General features: G+C 74.2%; 12 protein-coding genes. 10 read left to right on the forward strand and 2 right to left on the reverse strand.

Going from position 1 to position 22,280, the window contains the following annotated elements; genetic code table 11:
- The first annotated feature begins 28 nt into the window (after positions 1 to 28).
- From AQJ58_RS39320 to AQJ58_RS39365, 10 genes are all read left to right on the forward strand, one after another.
- Complete coding sequence (locus AQJ58_RS39320; protein WP_234360462.1) at positions 29 to 7,822, forward strand: type I polyketide synthase; 7,794 nt, start codon at positions 29 to 31, stop codon at positions 7,820 to 7,822.
- Positions 7,823 to 8,002: 180 nt separating this feature from the next.
- On the forward strand, positions 8,003 to 9,061 hold the full coding sequence (locus tag AQJ58_RS39325) for a beta-ketoacyl-ACP synthase III (RefSeq protein ID WP_079079514.1): 1,059 nt from the start codon (positions 8,003 to 8,005) through the stop codon (positions 9,059 to 9,061).
- Between the two features lie 56 nt (positions 9,062 to 9,117).
- Positions 9,118 to 10,326: a cytochrome P450 gene (locus tag AQJ58_RS39330; RefSeq protein ID WP_067259352.1), complete on the forward strand. Its 1,209-nt coding sequence runs from the start codon at positions 9,118 to 9,120 to the stop codon at positions 10,324 to 10,326.
- Between the two features lie 225 nt (positions 10,327 to 10,551).
- A complete protein-coding gene (locus tag AQJ58_RS39335; protein WP_234360463.1) occupies positions 10,552 to 13,326 on the forward strand; it encodes a phosphoenolpyruvate synthase in 2,775 nt (924 codons plus the stop codon).
- Complete coding sequence (locus AQJ58_RS39340; RefSeq protein WP_067259354.1) at positions 13,323 to 14,975, forward strand: nucleotidyltransferase domain-containing protein; 1,653 nt, start codon at positions 13,323 to 13,325, stop codon at positions 14,973 to 14,975. Before AQJ58_RS39335 ends, AQJ58_RS39340 begins: the two co-directional genes overlap by 4 nt.
- Before the next feature lie 28 nt (positions 14,976 to 15,003).
- Positions 15,004 to 16,092, forward strand: a complete 1,089-nt coding sequence (locus AQJ58_RS39345) for an SDR family oxidoreductase (RefSeq protein ID WP_067259355.1) — start codon at positions 15,004 to 15,006, stop codon at positions 16,090 to 16,092.
- Complete coding sequence (locus tag AQJ58_RS39350; RefSeq protein WP_079079515.1) at positions 16,089 to 17,036, forward strand: nucleoside-diphosphate kinase; 948 nt, start codon at positions 16,089 to 16,091, stop codon at positions 17,034 to 17,036. The genes AQJ58_RS39345 and AQJ58_RS39350 overlap by 4 nt, the downstream gene beginning before the upstream one ends.
- A 13-nt stretch (positions 17,037 to 17,049) precedes the next feature.
- Positions 17,050 to 18,033, forward strand: coding sequence for a ScbA/BarX family gamma-butyrolactone biosynthesis protein (locus AQJ58_RS39355; RefSeq protein ID WP_067259357.1), 984 nt, complete (start codon positions 17,050 to 17,052; stop codon positions 18,031 to 18,033).
- 57 nt (positions 18,034 to 18,090) lie between these two features.
- Positions 18,091 to 18,990 carry a UbiA prenyltransferase family protein gene (locus AQJ58_RS39360; protein ID WP_067259359.1) on the forward strand — a complete coding sequence of 300 codons (900 nt, stop codon included), beginning with the start codon at positions 18,091 to 18,093 and terminating at the stop codon, positions 18,988 to 18,990.
- Positions 18,987 to 19,646: a nitroreductase family protein gene (locus AQJ58_RS39365; protein ID WP_067259360.1), complete on the forward strand. Its 660-nt coding sequence runs from the start codon at positions 18,987 to 18,989 to the stop codon at positions 19,644 to 19,646. The genes AQJ58_RS39360 and AQJ58_RS39365 overlap by 4 nt, the downstream gene beginning before the upstream one ends.
- A gap of 419 nt (positions 19,647 to 20,065) precedes the next feature.
- On the opposite strand, the gene AQJ58_RS39370 is transcribed toward AQJ58_RS39365, so the two are convergent.
- Both AQJ58_RS39370 and AQJ58_RS39375 read right to left on the reverse strand, forming a co-directional pair.
- Positions 20,066 to 21,250 (reverse strand): ABC transporter permease, encoded by a 1,185-nt coding sequence (locus tag AQJ58_RS39370; protein ID WP_234360464.1) that lies wholly within the window; start codon positions 21,248 to 21,250, stop codon positions 20,066 to 20,068.
- On the reverse strand, positions 21,247 to 22,164 hold the full coding sequence (locus AQJ58_RS39375) for an ABC transporter ATP-binding protein (protein ID WP_067259371.1): 918 nt from the start codon (positions 22,162 to 22,164) through the stop codon (positions 21,247 to 21,249). Before AQJ58_RS39375 ends, AQJ58_RS39370 begins: the two co-directional genes overlap by 4 nt.
- Positions 22,165 to 22,280 lie beyond the last annotated feature (116 nt).

The raw sequence follows: 22,280 nt of genomic DNA on the forward strand, positions 1-22,280 counted from the left end.
GCAGGAGGCCGCGCCGGACGCGGTCGTGGTGGGTACTCTGCGTCGTGACAAGGGTGATGCGCACCGGCTCCTGACCTCGCTGGCGGAGGCCTGGGTGCGTGGTGTCCCCGTCGACTGGACGGCCGTGCTGGCCGGACAGGACGCCCGCACGGTCCCGCTGCCGACGTACGCCTTCCAACGTCGGCGCTACTGGCTGGAGAAGACGGCTCCCGTGGCGGTTTCGGTCTCCGGGCAGGACGCGGTGGACGCCCGTTTCTGGGAGGCCGTCGAGCGCGAGGACCTGGAAGCGCTGGCGGAGACGCTGCGCGTGTCCGACAGTGAGTCGCTGGCCGGTGTCCTTCCCGCGTTGTCGGGGTGGCGCCGGGAGCAGGCGGCCCGGTCGGTGGTGGACGGCTGGCGGTACAAGGTGGTCTGGAAGCCGGTCGGCCGGGACGTCCGGGACGCGGCCCTGACCGGCGACTGGCTGCTCGTCGTCCCGCAGGGACACCATGACACCGCACTGGTCACCACCCTCTTTGACGGGCTGGCCGCCCACGGCGCCGAGGTGACCACCCTGGAGGTGGCCGCCGGTGTCGGCCGGGAGCAGCTCACCGCACTGCTCGGTACCGTCGTGAACGACGACGGCGGTGCCCGTCCGGCCGGGGTGCTGTCGCTGCTGGCGCTGGACGAGTCGCCGTACGCGCCCGGTACCGCACTCGACAACGGGCTCGCCCTCACCACGGCCCTGGTGCAGGCGCTCGGTGACGCGGGCGTGTCCGCGCCGCTGTGGATCGCCACCCGCGGCGCGGTGTGCACCGGCCGTGCCGACCGCCCGGCCGCTCCCGTCCAGGCGCAGGCCTGGGGGCTCGGCCGCATCGCCGCGCTGGAGTACCCGCAGCGCTTCGGCGGGCTGGTCGACCTGCCGGCTGAGCTGGACGACCGTGCCCTCGTCCGGCTGGTGGCGGCCCTGTCCGGGGCCGTGCAGGAGGACCAGGTGGCCGTACGGGGTTCCGCCCTGTTCACGCGGCGCCTGGAGCGGGCCGCGCTGCCCGATCCCGCGCCCGCCGCATGGACGCCGACCGGCACCGTGCTGGTGACCGGCGGAATTGGGGGCGTGGGGGCCCAGGTCGCCCGCTGGCTGGCCCGCAACGGCGCCGCTCATCTGCTGCTGGTCGGACGCCGGGGCCCGGACGCGCCCGGCGCGGCGGAGCTGGAGGCGGAGCTGACCGCACTGGGCGCCCGCGTGACGCTCGCCGCGTGCGACGCGGCCGACCGCGACCAGCTGGCCGCGCTGCTGGCCGCCGTACCCGCGGACCAGCCGCTCACCGCGGTCGTCCACGCGGCCGCGGTGCTCGACGACGGCGTGCTGGACGGTCTCACCCCCGAGCGTGCCGAGACGGTGCTGCGGCCCAAGGTGGCGGCGGCGCTGCACCTGCACGAGCTGACCCGGGACCTGGAACTGGACGCGTTCGTGCTGTTCTCCTCGCTCGCGGGCACGCTCGGCGGCCCCGGCCAGGGCAGTTACGCGGCCGCCAACGCCTTCCTCGACGCGCTCGCCCGGCAGCGGCACGCCGACGGGCTGCCCGCCACGTCGGTCGCCTGGGGCGCCTGGGGCGGCGGCGGTCTGGCCTCCGGCGACACCGGAGAGCGGCTCGCCCGGGCCGGTATGCCCGCGATGGAACCCGAGTCGGCCCTGACGGGGCTTCAGCAGGCCGTGTCCGCCGGTGAACCGGTGCTGGCGCTGGCCGACGTACGGTGGGAGACGTACGCGTTCGCCCACTCCGACCGTGCCCCGCGGGTCCTCGCCGACCTGCCCGAGGTACGGGCGGCCCTGGCGACGCGCGGCACACCCGTGACGGACGGCGGCGACGGCAACGCGCTCACGGGGCGGCTGGCCGGCCTTCCGTACGACGACCAGCGGCGTGAACTGCTCTCGCTGGTGCGGACGTTGGCCGCCGCGGCGCTCGGGTACGCCGGCGCCGACCAGGTCGACGAGGAGCGGGCCTTCCGTGACCTCGGCTTCGACTCGCTCACCGCGGTGGCGCTGCGCAACACCATCGCCGAGAGCACCGGACTCCGGCTGCCGGTCACCCTGGTCTTCGACCACCCGACCGCCGTCGCGCTCGCGGCGAAGCTGCACGAGGAACTGTTCGGCGCCGCAGGCCTGCCCGCCGACCCGGCACCGGCCGGCACGCTCCGGCCGGTCGCGACGGACGACGACCCCGTGGTGATCGTGTCGATGGGCTGCCGTTACCCCGGCGGGGTGGACGGCCCGGAGGACCTGTGGCGGCTGCTCGCGCAGGGCGGTGACGCCGTGTCCGCCTTCCCCGAGGACCGCGGCTGGGACCTCGAGGGCGCCTTCGACCCCGACCCGGACCGGCCGGGCACCTTCTACGCCCGCGGCGGCGGTTTCCTCTACGACGCGCACCACTTCGACCCGGAGTTCTTCGGTATGAGCCCGCGCGAGGCGCTGGCGGTGGACCCGCAGCAGCGGCTGCTGCTGGAGACGTCGTGGGAGGCGTTCGAGCGGGCCGGTATCGACCCGAGGACGGTGCGCGGCAGCGCCACCGGGGTGTTCGTCGGCTCCAACTACCACGACTACGGCTCCCGGGTGCAGCGCGCCCCGAAGGACTTCGAGGGCTACCTGGCCACCGGAAGCGCCGGCAGCGTGGCCTCGGGGCGGATCTCGTACACCTTCGGTCTGGAGGGCCCGGCCGTCACCGTCGACACCGCCTGCTCCTCGTCCCTGGTGGCCCTGCACATGGCCGCGCAGGCGCTGCGCTCGGGTGAGTGCACCATGGCGCTGGCCGGCGGGGTCACGGTGATCTCCTCGCTGGACACCTTCATCGAGTTCAGCCGGCAGCGCGCCCTGTCCCCGGACGGCCGCTGCAAGGCGTTCTCCGACGACGCCGACGGCGCGGGCTGGGCCGAGGGTGTCGGCGTGGTCCTGCTGGAGCGGCTCTCCGACGCCCGGCGCAACGGCCACCCCGTCCTCGCGGTGCTCGCCGGTTCGGCGGTCAACCAGGACGGCGCCAGCAACGGCCTCACCGCGCCGAGCGGCCCGGCCCAGCAGCGCGTCATCCGTCAGGCGCTGGCCGCCGCCGGGCTCTCCCCGGCCGATGTCGACGCCGTCGAGTCGCACGGCACCGGCACCCGGCTCGGCGACCCCATCGAGGCCCAGGCGCTGATGGCGACGTACGGCCAGGACCGGCCCGCGGACCGGCCGCTGCTGCTCGGCGCCCTGAAGTCCAACATCGGGCACACCCAGGCCGCCGCCGGTGTCGGCGGTGTGATCAAGATGGTGCTGGCGATGCGGCACGGTGTGCTGCCGCGCACCCTGCACGCGGACCGGCCCTCGACCAGCATCGACTGGGCCGAGGGGGCGGTGGCGCTGCTGACGGAGGCGGTCGAGTGGCCTGAGGACGCGGGGCGTCCGCGCCGGGCCGGCGTGTCGGCCTTCGGCATCAGCGGCACCAACGCCCATGTGATCCTGGAGCAGCCGCCCGTCGAGGCGCAGGAGACGGCGGACCGGTCCCCGCGGCCGACCGCCGAGGCGGAGACGTCTGAAGCTCCCGCGGCCGCCGGGGTGGTCCCCTGGGTGCTCTCCGCACGGGGCGCCGACGCCCTGCGCGCCCAGGCTGTCCGGCTGCTCGCCCACCTGGAGGACCCGGAGGGGGAGCACACCGCCACACCTCTCGACATCGCGCACACCCTTGCCCTCGGGCGCACCGGCTTCGACCACCGAGCGGCCGCCGTCGGCCGCGACCAGGACGAACTCATTGCCGCCGTGCGGGCGTTGGCCGAGGAACGGGAGGCTCCCGGACTGGTGCGCGGAGTGCGCCACCGGGGCGGCCGCACCGCGTTCCTCTTCAGCGGTCAGGGCAGCCAGCGGCCGGGCACGGGCCGTGACCTGTACGCCGCCCACCCGGTCTTCGCCGACGCCCTCGACGCCGTCTGCGCCGAACTCGACCGGGAGCTCGAACGCCCCTTGAAGGAGGTGCTGTTCGCCCCGGCCGGCACCCCGGACGCCGACCTGCTGGACCGGACCGCCTACACCCAGGCCGCGCTGTTCGCCCTGGAGGTCGCCCAGTTCCGGCTGCTGGAACACTGGGGGCTGCGGCCGGACATCGTGGTCGGCCACTCCATCGGTGAACTGGCCGCCGCCCATGTCGCGGGCGTGTTCGACCTGGCCGGCGCCTGCCGACTGGTCGCCGCCCGGGGCCGGCTGATGCAGCGACTGCCCGACGGCGGCGCCATGCTGGCCGTGCAGGCCGGCGAGGCGGAGGTCCTGGCAGCCCTGAGCACCTACGAGGACCGGGTGTCCGTCGCCGCCGTCAACGGCCCGGCGTCCGTGGTCGTCTCCGGTGACGAGGACGCCGTGGAGGAACTGGCCGAGGCATGGCGCGAGGCAGGGCTGCGCACCAAACGGCTGACGGTGTCGCACGCCTTCCACTCGCCGCGCATGGAACCCATGCAGGCCGACTTCGCGGCCGTCGCCCGCACGACGGCGTACGCCTCCCCGAGCGTGTCCGTGGTGTGCGACCTCACCGGTGAACTCGCCGACTCCGGGCAGTTGGAGGGCGCCGACTACTGGGTGCGCCATGTGCGCGGCACGGTCCGCTGGGCCGACGTCGTCGCCACCCTGGAGGGGCAGGGCGTCACCGCCTACCTCGAACTGGGCCCCGACGCGGTGCTCACCGCCATGACCCGCGACTGCCTCGCCGAGCCGCAGGCGGCCGTCGTCACACCGCTGCTGCGCCGCGACCGGTCGGAGGAGACGGCGGTCACGACCGCCGTCGCCACGCTCCACGTGCACGGCGCGGGCCCCGACTGGGACCGGTACTTCGCCGGTCGTCCGGTGCGCCGGGCCGAGCTGCCGACGTACGCCTTCCAGCACGCCCGCTACTGGCTCGACGCCGACCCGGGCGTCCCGGACCTCGCCGCCGCCGGGCTCTCCGCCGGGGAGCATCCGCTGCTCGCCGCGGGCACGGCCCTCGCGGGCGGCGACGGCTACCTGCTCACCGGACGGCTCTCGCTCAGCAGCCACCCCTGGCTCGCCGACCACGCGGTCTCCGGCACCGCCGTCCTGCCCGGCACCGCGTTCCTGGAGCTGGCCCTGCTGGCCGCCGACCGGGTCGGCTGCACGGTCGTCGACGAACTCACCCTGGAGGCACCGCTCGTGCTGCCCGACCAGGGTGCCGTCCACCTCCAGGTCACCGTCGGCGAGGCCGGCGAGCAGGGAGCGCGCGCCGTGACCGTGCACTCCCGCCCGGACGACGCGGCGGACGACGAGCCCTGGACCCGCCACGCGCTCGGTCGGCTCAGCGCCGCGGCCGACGCGGCCGACGAGCCCCCGCTCGGGCCGTGGCCGCCGCAGGGCGCCGAGGAGATCGCCCTGGACGGGCTCTACGACCGCTTCGCCGCGGGCGGTTTCGCCTACGGACCCGCCTTCCAGGGGCTGACCGCCGCCTGGCGGCTCGGCGAGGACGTGTACGCCGAGATCGAGCCGCCCGCCGAGGTGGCCGCCGACGCCGGTGGCTACGGACTGCATCCGGCCCTGCTGGACGCCGCCCTGCAGACCGTCGGTCTGACCGAGGGCGCCGCGTCCGGTCCCGCGCTGATGCCGTTCAGCTGGACCGGCGTGCGGCTGCACACGCCGGGGGCCGGCGCGCTGCGGGTGCGTCTCGTCCCGGCCGGCCCCGACACGGTCGCGCTGACCGTCACCGACCCCGGAGGCGGTGCGATCGCCACGGTGGGCGGACTGACCCTGCGGCCCCTGCCGGCCGGGCACCTCGGGGACGACGCCCGCGCCGCCGCCCGGCATCTGTACGAACTGGAGTGGGTGACCCCGCACGCCACCGGCGCCACCGTCCGGTCCGCCTCCGACGGCTTCGCCGTCCTGGACGGCGACGGCGGCCCCGCTCTCGGGGAGGCCCTGACGGCCGCCGGGCTCGCCGCCCTGGCCCAGCCCGACCTGGACGCCCTCGCCCGCGCCGTCGCCGCCGGCGACCTCCCGGTGCCCGGGACGGTGCTGGCCGCCGTGCCCGGCCTCGGCGACGACGAGGCCGGGCTGCCGGACGGCACCGCCGCGGCCGCCGCCGTCCGCCGGGTGACCGGTCGCGTGCTGCGGCTGCTCCAGGACTGGCTCGCCGACGACACCTTCAACGCCACCCGCCTGGCGCTGGTCACCCGGCACGCCGTGACCGTCCACGACGGCGACCGGGCGCCCGACCCGGTGGCCGCGGCGGTGTGGGGCCTGGTGCGCACCGCGCAGACCGAGAACCCGGACCGGTTCCTGCTCCTCGACTGGGACGGCGCCCAGGAGTCGTACCGGGCGCTGCCCGCCGCGGCCCGCCACGAAGAGCCGCAGGTCACCCTCCGCAAGGGCGAGCTGCGGGTGCCGAGGCTGGTCCGTGCCCGGCTGACCCAGCCGGCCGGCGGCGACACCGCCGCGCTGCTCGACCCGGACGGCACCGTCCTGGTCACCGGGGCCACCGGCGCGCTCGGCGGCCTCGTCGCCCGGCACCTGGCCGGCCGGCACGGAGCGCGGAACCTGCTGCTCGTCGGCCGCCGCGGCCCCGACGCGCCGGGCGCCCGGGAACTCCTCGACGACCTGACCGCCCTCGGCGCCCGGGCCGAACTCGTCGCCTGCGACACCTCCGACCGGGAGGCCCTGGCCGCACTGCTCGCCACGGTCCCCGCACAGCATCCGCTGACCGCCGTGGTGCACACCGCGGGCGTCCTCGACGACGGTGTCATCGGCACCCTCACCCAGGAACGACTCGACACGGTCCTCGCCGCCAAGGCCGACAGCGCGCTCCATCTGCACGAACTGACCCGGCACAGCGAGCTGCGCGCCTTCGTGCTCTACTCCTCGCTGGCCGGCGTCCTCGGCGGCTCGGGGCAGGGCAACTACGCGGCGGCCAACGCCTTCCTCGACGCCCTCGCCCGGCAGCGGCGCGCCCACGGTCTGCCCGCCCAGTCACTGGCGTGGGGCCTGTGGGAGGAACGGTCGGAGATGACCGGCAAGCTCGACCGGGCCGACCTGGTGCGGATGGCCCGCGGCGGTGTCGTCCCGATGCCGTCCGAGCAGGCCCTCGGCCTCTTCGACGCCGCCGTGGCGGCCGACCGGGCGGTGCTGGTCCCGGCCCGCTTCGACACGGCCGGCCTGCGGACCCCCGACGGGGAGGTGCCGGCCCTGCTGCGGTCCCTCGTCAAGCCGGCGTCCGGCCGCCGCGCCGCCGCCGGCGGGGCCGACGGGGTCGCGCCCGCCGAGCGGCTGCGCCGCAGGCTCGCGGAACTGGACGCCGAGGCACGCCTCGCGGTGCTCGCGGACCTCGTCCGCGACCATGCGGCGGCCGTGCTCGGCTACGCCGACTCCGAGGCGGTGGACCCCGAACGCGGCTTCCTGGAGATGGGCTTCGACTCGCTGACCGCCGTCGAACTGCGCAACCGGCTCACCACCGCGACCGGGCTCAGGCTGCCGGCCACCCTGCTGTTCGACTACCCGACGCCGCTCGGGCTGGCCCGCCACCTGCGGGCCGAGACCGCGCCGGGCGCCGCGGCGGCCGTCCAGCCGATGCTGGCCGAACTCGATCGGCTGGAGGGTGCGTTGGCCGAGATCACCGGGGACGAGGAGGTGCGCTCCGCGCTTTCCGGGCGGCTGCGCGGACTGCTCGCCACCCTGGACGCGGCCCCGGCCGCCGGGGTCACGGCCACCTCTGCCGGGGGCGGTGACGGTGACCACGGTGGGGTCCCGCAGGCGGCCGTCGAGGAACGGATCGACGCGGCCAGCGACGACGACCTCTTCGACTTCATCGACCAGCAGTTCGGGTCCGCGTGAGCCGCTCGTGCAAGCCGCGGGCGCACCGCCTGATGGAACGTCAAGTTGCTTATGGGATATAGGACTTCACCTAACAAAGGCCGTGATCGGCCCATGGGAGGTGGTGTTTCGTGAATCGTTGCCCCGGGGCCGCCCATCGGTCCCGGGGCGGCCATCGGGCTGTGAAAGGAGCTGGAGGCCATGGAACGAGCGGCAGTCGTCGCCGGACTCGGCGGCTGGGTACCTCCGACCGTCGTCACCAACGACCAACTGGCGGAGGTCCTCGACACCAGCGACGAGTGGATCCGCCGCCGTACCGGCATCCGGGAGCGCCGCTGGGTCTCCCCGGGGCAGTCCACCGGCGACCTGGCCGTAGAGGCCGGGCGGCGGGCGCTGGCCTCGGCCGGGCTGGAGGGCGTGGACGCGGTGGTCATCGCCACCAGCTCCCCGGACCGGCACTGCCCCGCCACCGCGCCCGAGGTGGCCACCCGGCTCGGACTCGGACCGGTCGCCGCGTTCGACGTGGCGGCGGTGTGCACCGGTTTCGTGTACGCCCTCGCGACGGGCGCCGGCATGGTCGCGCTCGGCGCCGCCGAGACCGTGCTGGTCGTGGGCGCCGACGCGTTCTCCACACTCCTCGGCCCGGACGACCGCTCGACCCGGGTGATCTTCGGCGACGGGGCCGGTGCGGTGGTGCTGCGCGCCGGGTCGCCGACCGAACCCGGGGCGCTCACCGGGCTGCACCTCGGCAGCGACGGCAGCCTCAGCGATCTGATCGAGGTGCCGGCCGGCGGGTCCCGGCAGCGCTCCACGGGGCTGCCGGCCAAGACCGAGGACACCTACTTCACCATGCAGGGGCAGGCCGTCTACGCGCAGGCGGTGCGGCGGATGGCGGACTCGGTGAAGGAGACCGCCCGGCGGACCGGGTGGGACCCCGCGGAGATCGACGCCTTCGTGCTGCACCAGGCCAACTCCCGGATCCTGGAAGCGGTCGCCCGGCGACTCGGCCTGCCGGCGGAACAATTCCTGTCCAACATCGAGACGCGCGGCAACACGGTCGCCGCCTCGATCCCCCTGGCCCTGGCCGACGGCGTCGTCTCCGGTCAACTGCTCCCGGGGCACAAGGTGATACTCGCCGGCTTCGGCGGCGGCCTCACCTGGGGGTCGACGGCCCTCGTCTGGCCCGGCCTGGCCGGGCCCCCGGTGGCGTCGCCGGACACCGCGGCCGCCTTCGCCGGTACCGTCCTCGGCACGCCCTGACCCCGGTCACACCGCGCAACGACCGAAGCTCCGGACCCAAGTGACCAGGAGGACCGTTGGACGCGCAGTCGATCATCGCCCACTTACTGACTCCCGAGGGACGAGCCGATCCCTACCCGCTGTACGAGCGCGCGCTGGAACTCGGGCCCGCCGTGCCGGCCGGGGACGGTCTCCTGCTGGTCAGCAGCTACGAGGCCTGCCGTCAGGCACTGCGCAGTCCGGCGCTGGGCGCCGACATCAACCTGGTGACCTGGGGTGCCGACATCTCCGCACATCCCTCGCTCGCCCTGCTGAGCCGGACCCTGTTCGTCGCCAACCCGCCCCACCACGGGCGGCTGCGTTCGTCGATGTCCCAGGTGTTCACCGCCCGGAGGGTGGCGGCGATGGAAGCGGGCATCGCGGACCTCACCGACGCGCTGCTCGACGACCTCGCGGACGCCGGGTCCGCACCGGTGGACTTCATGGACGCCGTCGCCTTCCCCCTGCCCGCCCACGTCATCTGCGACCTGCTCGGAGTCCCCGCCGAGGACCGGCAGCGCTTCCGGGGCTACGCCGCGGATCTGAGCGCCACCCTGGAACTGCTCGCCGACCCCTCCGGCCTGGCGGCCGCCGACCGCGCGGCGGTGGAACTCCACCGGTACTTCACCGAGTTGGCCGGCCTGCGACGGGCCGACCCGCGCGACGACCTGGTGACCGCCATGGTCCGGGCGCGCGACGAGGGAACCCTGCGGGACGACGAGGAGCTCGTCGCCAACCTCGCCAGTCTGCTGCTGGCCGGTTTCGAGACCACCACCTACCTCCTCGGCAACGGCCTGCAGGCGCTGTTCGAGCACCCCGCGGTCATGGCCGGACTGCGGGACGGAACCGTTCCCGTGCAGGGCTTCGTCGAAGAGGTGCTGCGCCACGACTCGCCGTTGCAGACGAGCAACCGGGCCGTGCTGACCGACGGTGTCCTCGTCGGGGGCGTGCCGGCGTCGGCGGGCAGTCATGTGGTGCTCCTCCTCGGAGCGGCCAACCGTGATCCCGCCCGCTACGAGCAGCCGGACCGCTTCGACCCCCACCGCAAGGACATCCAGCCGCTCAGCTTCGGCGGGGGAGCGCACCACTGCCTCGGCGCCATGCTGGCCCGGCTGGAGGCCGTCACCGTCTTCAGCCGGCTGCTCACGCGGTTCCCCGCCCTGCGCCCGGCCCCCGGTCAGGGGCCGGTCCGCCGCGACCGGCTCGTCCTGCGCGGCCACCAGAGTCTGCCGGTCGTCCTGGCCTGAACCGCACGACCGGCCCGAACCACGGCCCGAACCGCACGACCGGCCCGAACCACGGCCTGAACCGCACGACCGGCCCGAACCACGGCCCGAGCCGCACGACCGGCCCGGGCCGAACGACCGGCGGTTTTCGGCGAAGTTACCGCCGCGCCCGACTCGAAAGGTTTCGCCCGCTCCCGCCGTGAGACTTCCGGTGAGGTCGAGCGCGAGCCATGCGGAGGAATCACGTTGTCGCTCACCACGGAATCCGACCACCTGTCCCTGGGCGTTCTCTCGCCCTCCAGCGAGGAGTCCCTGATCACCCGGTACGCCGGTGGCAAGGGCAGAAACCTGCACACGCTCACCGCGGCCGGCTTCCAGGTGCCCGACTGGTCGGTGATCGGCCTGGACGTCTTCGACGGCTTCTCCCGCAGAAGCGGACTGCAGGAGCGTCTGGCCCGGCTCCTCGCCGACGGCTGGGACACCACGGCCGACCGGGTCGCCGCCGAGATCGCCGCCCTGATCGAGGAGACGCCCCTCGACGCGCACACCGCCTCGGCCGTCGCCCTGGCCTACCGGCAGGCCGGTGGTGGCCTGGTCGCCGTGCGCTCCTCCGGACAGGAGGAGGACGGCACGGAGCACTCCTTCGCCGGCCAGTTCGACAGCTTCCTCAACATCAGCGGCCTGGACCAGGTCACCGCCCATGTCCGCCGCTGCTGGGCCTCCGGGTTCTCCGAGCGGTCCCTGCTCTACCGGGCGCAGCGCGGACTGCCGCCCGGCACCGGTGGCGTCGCCGTCATCGTCCAGCGCATGGTGCCCGCGGAGCGCAGCGGCGTACTGTTCACCGCCGATCCGACGACCGGGCGCACGGACCGCCATGTGGTCAGCGCCGTCCACGGGCTGGGGGAGGGGCTGGTCTCCGGCGCGGTCGACGCCGACACCGTCGTCCTCGACGCCTCCACCGGCGAACCGCTCAGCACCGTCATCGGTGACAAGCAGGAACGCTACGACGCCGGCACCGGACCGGGCTGCACCGTGACACCGGTCACCGACGAGGACCGCGAGGCGCCGGCCCTGACCCCCGACGACCTGGCCCTGCTGCACGCCGCCGGGCTGCGCGCGACCGCGCACTACGGCGCCCCCCAGGACATCGAGTGGGCCATCGCCGACGGCACCCTGTGGCTCCTGCAGAGCCGCCCCGTCACCACCCTCGGCCCACCACCCGGCACCGCGCCGGAACCCGAGGGGGAGCTGCGGATCTGGGACAACTCCAACATCATCGAAAGCTTCAGCGGCGTCGTCTCCCCGCTCACCTACAGCTTCGCCGCCGACACCTACGCCAAGGTGTACGAGAGCTACGCCCGCGCGCTGGGCGTCCGGGGCGACCGGCTCCGTGAGGTCCAGGAGTGGACCCCGCACCTGCTCGGCTACGTCCACGGACGCGTCTACTACAACCTGTACCACTGGTACCGCATGGTGCGCCTGGCACCGCTGTACCCGCTCAACCGCCGGGTGCTGGAGAAATCGCTGGGCGTCGCCGAGAGCATCTCCGACGAGACCGCCGACCGGCTGCACCCCTTCACCCCCCGGCCCGGGCTGCGCGGCCGCCTCTCCCAACTGGCCCGGACGGTCGTCTTCGCCCGGCGCTTCCTGACCATCGGGACGTCGGTGGAGACCTTCCACCGCGACTTCTACCGGGCCTACGAGGTCTTCAACAACGTCGACTACGACGCGCTGCCCGGGGACGAGACCTACCGCCGCTTCCGGCGGCTGCAGAAGGAACTCATCGAGAAGTGGGGCCCCATGCAGGCCCTCGACGCCACGATCCTGCTCTCCGTCGGCCTGCTGGCCCTGCTCACCCGCCGCTGGCTGCCCGACGCCCCCGAGTGGTTCACCTGGGCCGCGGCCGCTCCCGGCGGCGACGTCGAGTCCGCCGAACCGGCCTGGGCGCTCACCGAACTGGCCGCGGCGGTACGCGCCGACGACGAGGCGCGGCAGCTGCTGGAGCGCACCCCCGACACGGACGCCTACCAGGCGCTGGTCGAGGCCGGACACACCGGCATCGTCGCCGCCGTCGACGCCTACGTCGCCTCCTACGGCTACCGCAGCCCCGACGAACTCAAGCTCGAGGTCCCCGACCTGTACGAGAACCCGGCCGGGTTGTTCAGCCTGCTGCGCGACGCCCTGCCGGAGAACCGGGGGAGCGGCGCGGGCGATCACGGGGGCGACGCCGACGCCGACGCCTACCTCGACCGGCATCTGCGCGGTCCCCGCCGCTGGGTGTACGAGCGGGTACGGCGCAAGGCCCGCGCCGCGCTCACCGACCGCGAACGCCTCCGGTTCTGCCGCACCCGCGCCTTCGGCGCCGCCAAACGGATGCTGCGCGCCCTGGGCCGCGACCTCGCCCGCGCCGGCGCCCTCGCCTCCTGGGACGACGTCTTCATGCTGCGCCTGGAGGAGGTCCGGGGCGCCTACGAGGGCATGATCGCCCACACCGAGCTGAAGGACCTGGCCGCCCTGCGGCGCACCCGGCTCGCGGCGGACGCCGCGCTGCACGCCCCCGCCCGGTTCACCACCCGGGGCGCCCCCTACTGGTCGGGCAACCTCGAACGGGCCGGCTGGAGCAGCCGGCCCGCCGCCCGCAGCGGCGCCCGCGAACTGCGCGGCACCCCCTGCTGCCCCGGGGTCGTCGAAGGACCCGCGGTGGTCACCGACACGCCCCGCGACATCGGCGGCGGCATCCTGCTCGCCTACCGCACCGACCCCGGCTGGGTGGCCGCGCTGCCCTCGGCCGCCGCGCTGGTCGTCGAACGCGGCAGCCCGCTGACCCATGTCGCCGTCGTCGCCCGGGAGTTGGGCATCCCCACGGTGGTCCAGGTCAGGAACGCCACCACCGAGATCCGTACCGGCGCCCTGCTGCGCGTGGACGGCGCCGCCGGCACGGTCACCGTACTCGCCGATCCGCCCGACGGCGGCGCGTCCGCCGAGAACCCGGACACTCCCAGGACGGAGACACATCCGTGATCCTCACCGAGGACCAGCTGCAAGACCTGCTCGACAAGTCGCTCGCCGAACTCCCCCCGGGCGCCGACTGGGCCGTCGTGCTGGAGGGCTCCATCGCGGAGGGCTTCGGCAACCCCTCCTCCGACATCGACTTCCTGCTCGTCGCCCGCTCCGACGACGACCTGCCCACCATGCCCTCGCTGCTCTTCGTCGACGGCCGCAGGGTGGAGATCCGCACCCGGTCGGTGCGCCAGCTCGCCGACCAGTTCCGCGCCCTGGAGAAGGGCGCCGGCCGCCCCGGCCGGCTCTCCGAGGATCTGCTCAACCGCTGCCAGCGGCTGCTGAACAGCCACCCGCTGCGCGGCCACGCCCTCGTCGACCAGGTCAAGTCCCTCATGCCGAGGGAGCGGTTCGCCCGGATCGCCGCCGACTGGTGGGCGCACCGGGCCCGGCAGTCCCTGCGGCACGCGACGGCGCTGCTCTGCCTCGGCGAGGCGGACGAGGCGGTCGACTGGACCCGCGCCGGACTCGTCCAGACGATCAAGTTCTGGGCGGCCGGACAGGGCGAGACCTACCTCGAACCCAAGTGGCTGTCCCTGCAGCTCGACCGAGCCGACCACCCCGCCGTACGCGACAGGTACTGGGAGCTGGAGACCACCGCCCCCGCACCCGGCGACCCCGACGCCGCCCGCGCCTACCTGACCGCCTGCCTCGCCTTCGCCGGGGAACTCGGCCTCACCGGTGTCTCCGCGCGTCCCGAGCGGCTCACCGTGGAGCGCGTGGCCCAAGTGACCACCTGGCAGACCGACGCCCGCGTGCACGTCGTCCGCGGGCGGCGTGAGGTGTTCGCCCTCGGCGAGAGCGCCGGAGCGGTCTGGCGCTCCCTGGTCCTCGGCCGGCCGCTGCCCCAGGTGCTGGCCGCCGCCTCGGACACCGGTGTCCCCGAACCGGGCAGGCTCCTGGCCACGTTCGTGCGCTACGGACTGATCCGGCTGGCCTGGAAGGGCGGCGGCACCGTCACCCCGGCCCTGCCGCTCGCCGCGCCGCCCGGACCGGTCACCCCGCCGCCGTCCACCGCCCAGCCGTTGCTGTCGGTGCGCGGCGCGGCCGTCGGCGGCCCCGAGGCCGTCGACCTGGTGCCGCTGCCCGCCGAACGGTTCGCCGCCGCCACCATGGCCCTGGTGTGGGCCAACATCGTCACCGAGAACGCCGTCGAGGACCTGACCGGCGCCCTCCAGCGAGGCCAGTGGCGAGTCGCCGAGCTCACCGCCCGTCGTGCCGTGCACGCCGCGCTGCGCGGCCTGTTCAGCGCGTACGGCGTCAACCCGCTGCCCGCCGACACCGATCTCGTCCGCCGTATCGACCTGCTGCCGCCCGCCACCCTCGCGATCGGCAAGCGCGCCGAAGAACTGCTGCGCCGCACCGTCGCCTCGGTGGAGCAGGGTGACGACCTCCTCGCCGATCTGCGCGACTACATCGCCCGGCTGCGCGGCACCGCGGGCGCCGACGCCTTCCCCCTCTCCTTCGACTCGGCGGACACCTGGCGGGCCACGCTGGAGCTCAGCTACGACTGGGTGCGCATCGGCGCCCACCTCGACGCGGAACTCCCCCTGGAGGAAGCCCGCGACCTGGTCGCCAGCAACGGTGCCCAGCCCCACCAGGCCGCCTGATCCCCGCCCCCTCACGGAGGAACGATCCATGGCTGACACGATGACGGTGCTGGTCACCGGCGCCAGCGGCTTCGTGGGCGCGGAGGTGGCCGCCCGGCTCACCGGCGCGGGCCACACCGTACTCACCCTGATGCACCACAACGGCGACATCCTCCGCAACGACGGCAGGAAACTCGCCGCCGGGCCCGGCACCCTCACCCGCATCACCGGTGACGTCACCCGTCCCGGCCTCGGGCTGAACGAGGACGACCGCAGGCTCGCCGCGACCGCCGACCGGATCGTGCACTGCGCCGCCGTCACCGACTTCGGCCTGCCCGACGAGCGGTACGAGAGCATCAACGTAGGCGGCACACGGCACGTCCTGGACCTCGCCCTGGCCCACCGCACCCCGCTGGTGCAGGTCAGCACGGCCTATGTGTGCGGGATGCGCGACGGCGTGGCCCTGGAGGACGAACTCGACGTCGGACAGCGGTTCGGCAACGTCTACGAGAAGAGCAAACTGGCCGCGGAGACCCTGGTCCGCAAGGCCGCCGCGGACGGCCTGCCGGTGGCCGTGGTCCGGCCCAGCATCGTCACCGGCGCCTCCCGCACGGGCCGTTGCCGCGACTTCAAGACCGTCTATCCCATACTCAAGATCATGACCCGGGGGCTGGTGCGCACCCTGCCCGGCCACTACGACGCCGCACTGGACCTGGCGCCGGTCGACCACGTCGCCGACCTGGTCACGGAGGTCACCACCCGCTTCGAGGACGCCGAGGGCCTCACCCTGCACGCGGTCGGCCACCTGCTGACCCTGCGCGACTTCTCCGACGTCCTCGCCGAGTACCCGTCCTTCCAGGTGACGCGGTTCGTCCCGCCGACCACGTTCTCCGCGTCGGCCCTGCCCGACCGCGAACGCCCCTACTACGACCGCGTCGTCTCCCTCTACGACACCTACCTCCAGCGGCGCATCCGCTTCGACGACAGCCGGGCCGCCGCCTTCGGCGGCCGCCGGGTGCCGCTGAGCGGTCGTCCCTACCTGCGCCGCCTCCTCGACCACTGCCTCAAGGTCGGCTACCTCGGCACACCCCCGCCCCGGCAGCCCGCCGCCAACCGGAAGGACGGGAGCACCCCGTGACGACCCCCTCCGCCCACCCCGAGCCGGTCCACGGCATCCCCGTCTCACCGCGGCTCACCTGCCACCCGGAGAAACAGCGGCTGTACGGCGCGGACACCTACTACCAGGAGAGCCACGAACAGCTCGCCGCCCTCACCGACGACGTCACCGGCTTCGCCCACTGCCACGCCGCACTGCTGCTGAAGCCCGACGCCGTGGTGTCCCGGAGGCTCGACGCGGCCGTGGAGTGGCTGGCCGAACAGGACTACCGGATCGTCGGCGCGGCGATCACCCGGCTGACCCGGACCATGATCCGCTCCCTGTGGTACTTCCAGTGGAACCTCGCCACCCCGTACCGCAGGCGCCTGGCCGCGCTCTTCCTGGAGGACGCGGACGCCCTCGTCCTGCTCGTCCGCCCCGGCCGCCCCAGCGACATCCCGGCCTCGGTCCAGCTCACCCGGCTGAAGGGCCCCACCGACCCCGAAGCCCGGGTGCCCGGCCAGCTCCGCCACCTGCTCGGCCGCTACAGCTACCTGCTCAACCTCGTGCACACCCCCGACGAACCCGCCGACGTCCTGCGCGAGCTGGCCGTGCACTTCGACCACGCGGAGCGCGACCGGCTCTTCCGCTCCGCGCTGGCCGGCGAGGACCTCACCGGGTACGCCCTCGGGCTGGCCGACCGCTTGTACGCCGCCACCAAGCCCCGGGACCTCGACTTCGGGCCCGCCGCCGAACGGCTGCGCGCCGCGCTCTCCGGCCGGCCCGGCCCCGGCCCCGACGCCACCCCGCGTCAGCTCCTGGAACACGCCTGGGAGCACGGCATCGCCATCGACCCGTGGGACGCGGTCATCGTCGGATCCTCGGTGCTCCCGATGCGGCAGCCCGGTCGCGCCCCGGTGCTCGACGGCGCCGGCGTCGACGAGTGGCGCCGGCACCTGGACACCGTCCGGGACGCCCTGATCTGAACGAGGAGCAGCCATGCAGTTCGCCCGGACACTCCCGAAGGAGCTGGCGCACCGGGCAGCGATCGCGGAGGTCTTCCTGACCGACGCGGAGCGCCTCAGCGAGGACGAGGTGCGGCTGGCCGCGCAGCTTCCACGCCGCCACCCCTTCTACGGCGACGCCGTCGCCCCCCGCAGCCACCACGACCCGTTGCTGCTGCTGGAGGCCTGCCGCCAGGGCATCTTCGTGGTGGCCCACCGCTACCTCGACGTACCCCTGGACCACAAGTTCCTGCTCCGGACGGTCGCGTACGAGGTGCCCGACCCGGACGCCCTGGCCTGCGGGGACACCCCCGCCGAGGCGGTCGTCGGGGTCCGGGTCGAGCACCGCTTCCGCAACCGGACCGGTGTGACGGGCCTGCGGCTGCGCTTCAGCGCGGTCGTCGGGGCACGGGAGGCACTGCTGGCCCGCATCGACTACTCGTGGATGCCCCCGCAGGAGTGGAGCCGCCTGCGGGCCGGGCAGCGTCGCGACCTCGGCCTGTGCGATCCGCCCGTCGCGCTGCCCGGACGGACCGTGGAACCGGGCCGGGTCGGCCGGCGCGACCGGGCCAACGTGGTGATCACACCACCGCACACCTCGCCCGACGGCGTCCGCACCGCCCGGCTGGTCGCCGAGACCACGCACCCCACCCTCTACGACCACTGGGTCGACCACGTCCCCGGCATGCTGGAACTGGAGGCCTTCCGGCAACTCGCCCTGATCGCCGCCGTGGACGAGGGCGCGGTGCGCGCGCCCACCGCGCTGCCGGTCCGCCTGCGGGCGCGGTTCCGCTGCTTCGCCGAGATGGACCTGCCCCTGCAGTGCCGCACCGCTCCCGTCGTGCCGGGCGCCGACATCGAGTGCACCCTGCACCAGCCCGGCGCCCTGGTCGCCGAGGCACGCGTCGCGTTCGCCGACCGGAGCACGGCCGGCCGGGCCGACGCGCTCGCCGCCCCGGCGTCCCCCGCGTACCGCTGAACGGCCCCCGTGACGCACCCCATCACACCCCGCACCCGAGACAGGGGACACCCTTAAGTGAGCACCGTCGCCGTGCCCCGCATCCCCGGCCGGCTGGGCCGATTCGTGCTGCGCATGTTCCGGCCCCACGTCTACGCCACCTACGGCCTGCTGTGGGTCCTGGCCCTGGAGGGCTCCGCGGTGAGCCTGACCGGCGCCGCCTGGCGGCCGACCGGCGCCACCTGGGTGCGGGTCCTCAGCGTCGTCCTCGCGCTGCTGTTCCTGAGGATGCTGGACGAGCAGAAGGACCTCGCCTACGACCGTGTGCACCACCCGGACCGGCCGCTGGTCACCGGCGCGATCACCGTCGCCGAACTGCGCGGCGCGATGGCCGCCCTCACCGCGGTGGTGGCCGGCCTGAACGCGGCGCTGTCCGCCACGGCCGTCCTGCTGGTCCTGGCGGCCCTCGCCTACGGGGTGTTCCTCGCCGTCCTGGAGCACCTCTCGGCGGCCGTACGCGACCGGCAGCTCCTCAACCTCGCGGTCACCTACCCGGTGCAGGTGCTGCTCGGCGTCTATGTGTACGGATCGCTGGCCGCCGCCGGGACCGTCACCGCCGACTGGCGCGGAGCGCTGCTGCTCGCCCTGTGCGCGGGCGTCTTCCTGCACTTCGAGTTCGCCCGCAAGACCGCGTGGGAGGCGGAGCCGGGCGCCCGCCTGTACTCGGCCGACCTCGGGCCCCGGGGCAGCGCCGCCGTCACCGCCGCGTTCGCGGCCGGCGCGGTCGTCTGCCAGGTCGTCCTGTTCGCGCCCGACGGTGTCCTCGGGCTGCTGCCCTGTCTGACGGCGGCCCTGCCGCTCTGGGGCGCCCGGCGGTTCCTGACCGCGCGCCGCGGAGCCTGGCCCCTGCCCGCCGCGATGGGGTTCGTCGTGACCACCTACCTCGCCCTGGCCGTCCGGGCGGTGCTGCTGCCGTGACCACGCCGCCTTCCCTCTCGGGCGAGGAGTTGCTGACCACGACCCGCTCCGTGCGGCGCGGCCTGGACCTGGAACGGCCCGTCGACCCGGAACTGGTCAAGGACTGCCTGCGCATCGCGTTGCAGGCCCCCAACGGCAACAACCGCCAGCGCTGGCACTGGCTGCTGCTCACCGATCCGCAGCTGCGCGCCCGTGTCGCCGAGGTGTACCGGGCCGCCTTCCACGACCGCAACGGCGCCGCCCTACGACGGCTGGACGAGCAGCCGGAGGGCACCCGCTCCGTGCTCACCGGCGCCCGCGTGCTGGCCGAGCGGCTGCACCGGGTGCCCGTGCTCGTCATCCCGTGCCTCGAACTGCCCGACGGCCGGCTGCCGGAGGGCAACCAGGCCGGTGTCTGGGGATCACTGCTGCCCGCGGCCTGGAGCTATGCGCTGGCCGCCCGCAGCCGGGGCCTGGTCACCGCCTGGACGGCCGTCCACCTGGACCGCGAGCGGGAGATGGCCGACCTCCTGGGCCTTCCCCCCACCGTCCGCCAGGGCGCACTACTGCCGACGGCACACCCCCTGCGCCCCACCTTCCGCCCGGGCCCCCGACGCCCCCTGGAGGAGGTCCTGCACCTGGACGGCTGGCAGGCGCGGGGCGACGACCGCCTGTGACACCGTCCGCCGGGGGCGGGGCGACGACCGCGTGTGGCACCGTCTGCCGGGGGTGTGTTGTCTCCGACGGTTTTTCGGCTGCGTGCCGTGTTCCGGGTGAGGTTGCGGCGGGCTTTCGAGAAGGTTCCGCCCCCGGCGGGCGGCGCGGGCAGGGCGCCGACCACGGGTGACGCCGTGGGCGGACGGGGGCGCGCCCCCGTCCGCAGGCGCGCGCCCGTGTCGGTGGGCCCCTCCGTGCGCCGGCGCCGGTACGCCCGGTGCGCGCGGGCGGCGGCCCTGCCCGTCGCCGGCGGGTGCGGCGTCCTGTCCGCCGCCCCGAAGCCGCCTGCTCCGGAGGCCCTGTGCCGACACGCGGCCGGGGCCCTGTGCCGCTGGGGTGCGGCACAGGGCCCCGGACGTCGTCGGCCGTCAGCGTCGGCTCATCCTTCGTTCCACTTGAAGAACCGCAGCGTCAGCCCCGTCACCACGGTGGCGAAGGCCAGCATGCCGCCCATCGTGGGCAGGACGTCCACGACACCGCCGCCCCGGCTGAGCACGGACTCGCCGCCCTCCACCAGGTAGCGCAGCGGCATGACGTACGAGAGCGCCCTGACCCACTCGGGGGCGCTGTCCAGCGAGAAGAACGACCCCGACAGCAGGGACATCGGCAGCACCAGCAGCTGGGCCAGACCGCCCGCGGACTCCTCCGTCTTCGTGAGCGAGCCGATGAGCAGACCCAGCGACATCAGCGCCAGGGTCCCGCACACCACCAGCGGCACTACCAGCCACCAGTTCCCGGTGAGCTGCAGACCGAAGTACGGCAGGGTCGCCACCGCCAGGAACAGGGCCGTCTGCGTCAACGCCATCAGCATGGTCATGGAGATACGGGCGGCCACCACCTCCCAGGGCCGGATGGGCGACAGCTGCATCCGCTGGAGGATCTTCTTGCGCCGCAGGGTCACCAGCGTCAGGGCGGTGCTGAACACCGAGCTGGTGGCGATGGCGAAGCCCAGCAGACCGGGAGTCAGGTACTGGATGGGCTTGACCGACTCGTCCTCGACCTGACTGGCCTTCAGCGTGTACTTGACGGGCTTGCCGGTGGCGGCCACGTTCGCCTGCTCCAGCACCGCGTTCAGCGTCGCGCGGGCCGAAGCCCCCTTGACCGAGTCGGAGACGCTGTAGCGCAGCACGACGGTGTCCCCGTCCTGCTCGACCAGCGCGTCGTAGTCCCCCTCGCGCACCTTCGCCAGCGCCGCCGACTCGTTCTTCACCTTGGTGATCGTGGCGGCCTTGGAGAGCTGCTCCCGCTGCGACCCCGTGAGCGAGTCGAGCACCTGCACCTCGCCGACCTGGGCCACCTTGATGTGCGAGGTCCCGTCGCTCTTGAACAGCGAGCCGAACAGCATCAGGAACAGGATGGGGAAGATCATCAGGAAGAAGATCGTGCCCTTGTCCCGCAGCACGCTCAGGATCATCGCCCGGGCCAGCTCGCGGATCGGGTTCAGCCGCCTGTCCTTGACGGGCCCCTTGCGCCCCGGACCGGCCTTGACCGTCGCCGCCGCCGGCTCAGCCGAGGTCTGCGCGGCCGTCCCGGTGGAGGGGGAGGACGTCTCGTCGATGCTCACGCGCGGTACTCCCGTCCGGTCAGCTGGAGGAAGACGTCCTCCAGAGTGGCACCGCGCACCTGAAGGCCGCGCAGCGCCCGGTGGTCGGCCAGGATCGACAGCACCGGCCCGGGGGAGGGTGTGGCGATCGACAGCGTGATCCCGTCGTCCTCCACCACCGCGTTCTCCACCCCGGCCGACACCAGTCGGTCGCGCAGCGCGTCCGCCTTGACCAGCCCCGACTCCACACTGACCCGCACCATGTCGTCGAGCTCGCGGACCAGGGCCGCCGGCGCGCCCGTCTTGAGCACCCGGCCCTTCTCCATGACCGACACCCGGTCGCAGAGCATCTCGGCCTCGTCCAGGTAGTGGGTGGTGAGGACCAGGGTGCGGCCCTCGTCGTTGACGTCCCGCAGCAGGTCCCAGAGGTTGCGGCGGGCCTGCGGGTCGAGACCGGCGGTGGGCTCGTCCAGGAAGACGATCTCCGGGTCGTGCACCAGACCGCACGCGATCGACAGCCGCTGCGCCTGGCCGCCCGAGAGCTTGTCGGCCGGAACCGCGCCGAACTCGGTGAGGCCCACCCGGTCCAGCATCGCGTCGGCCTGCCGGACGCCGACCCGGTAGAACGAGGCGAACAGGTAGATCGTCTCGCGCGTGGTGAGCTTGTCGAAGAACGACGACGCCTGGAACTGCACGCCGATGCGGCGCAGCAGCCTGGGATTGCGCGGCCAGGGGCTCTCGCCGAACAGCTCGATCCGCCCCTCGTCGGGCTCGCGGATGCCCTCCAGAATCTCCAGAGTGGTCGTCTTGCCCGCGCCGTTGGGACCGAGGATGCCGTAGAACTCGCCCGCCTCGATGTGCAGCGAGACCCCGTCGACGGCCTGGATGTCCCCGTACCGCTTGCGGACGCCGTCCGCGACGATCGCCGCCGTCATGACGCGCCCGCCCTGACCGTGCGGGACCGCCAACCGGTCCCGCCGCACATGAACTGAAGGTCCATCACTCGCCTGTCGTCTCTCCGTGGTCGGTTGAGGGATCGAGGCCGGGCCGT

This window comes from Streptomyces sp. DSM 15324 (genome assembly GCF_001514285.1).
GTDB lineage: Bacteria > Actinomycetota > Actinomycetes > Streptomycetales > Streptomycetaceae > Streptomyces.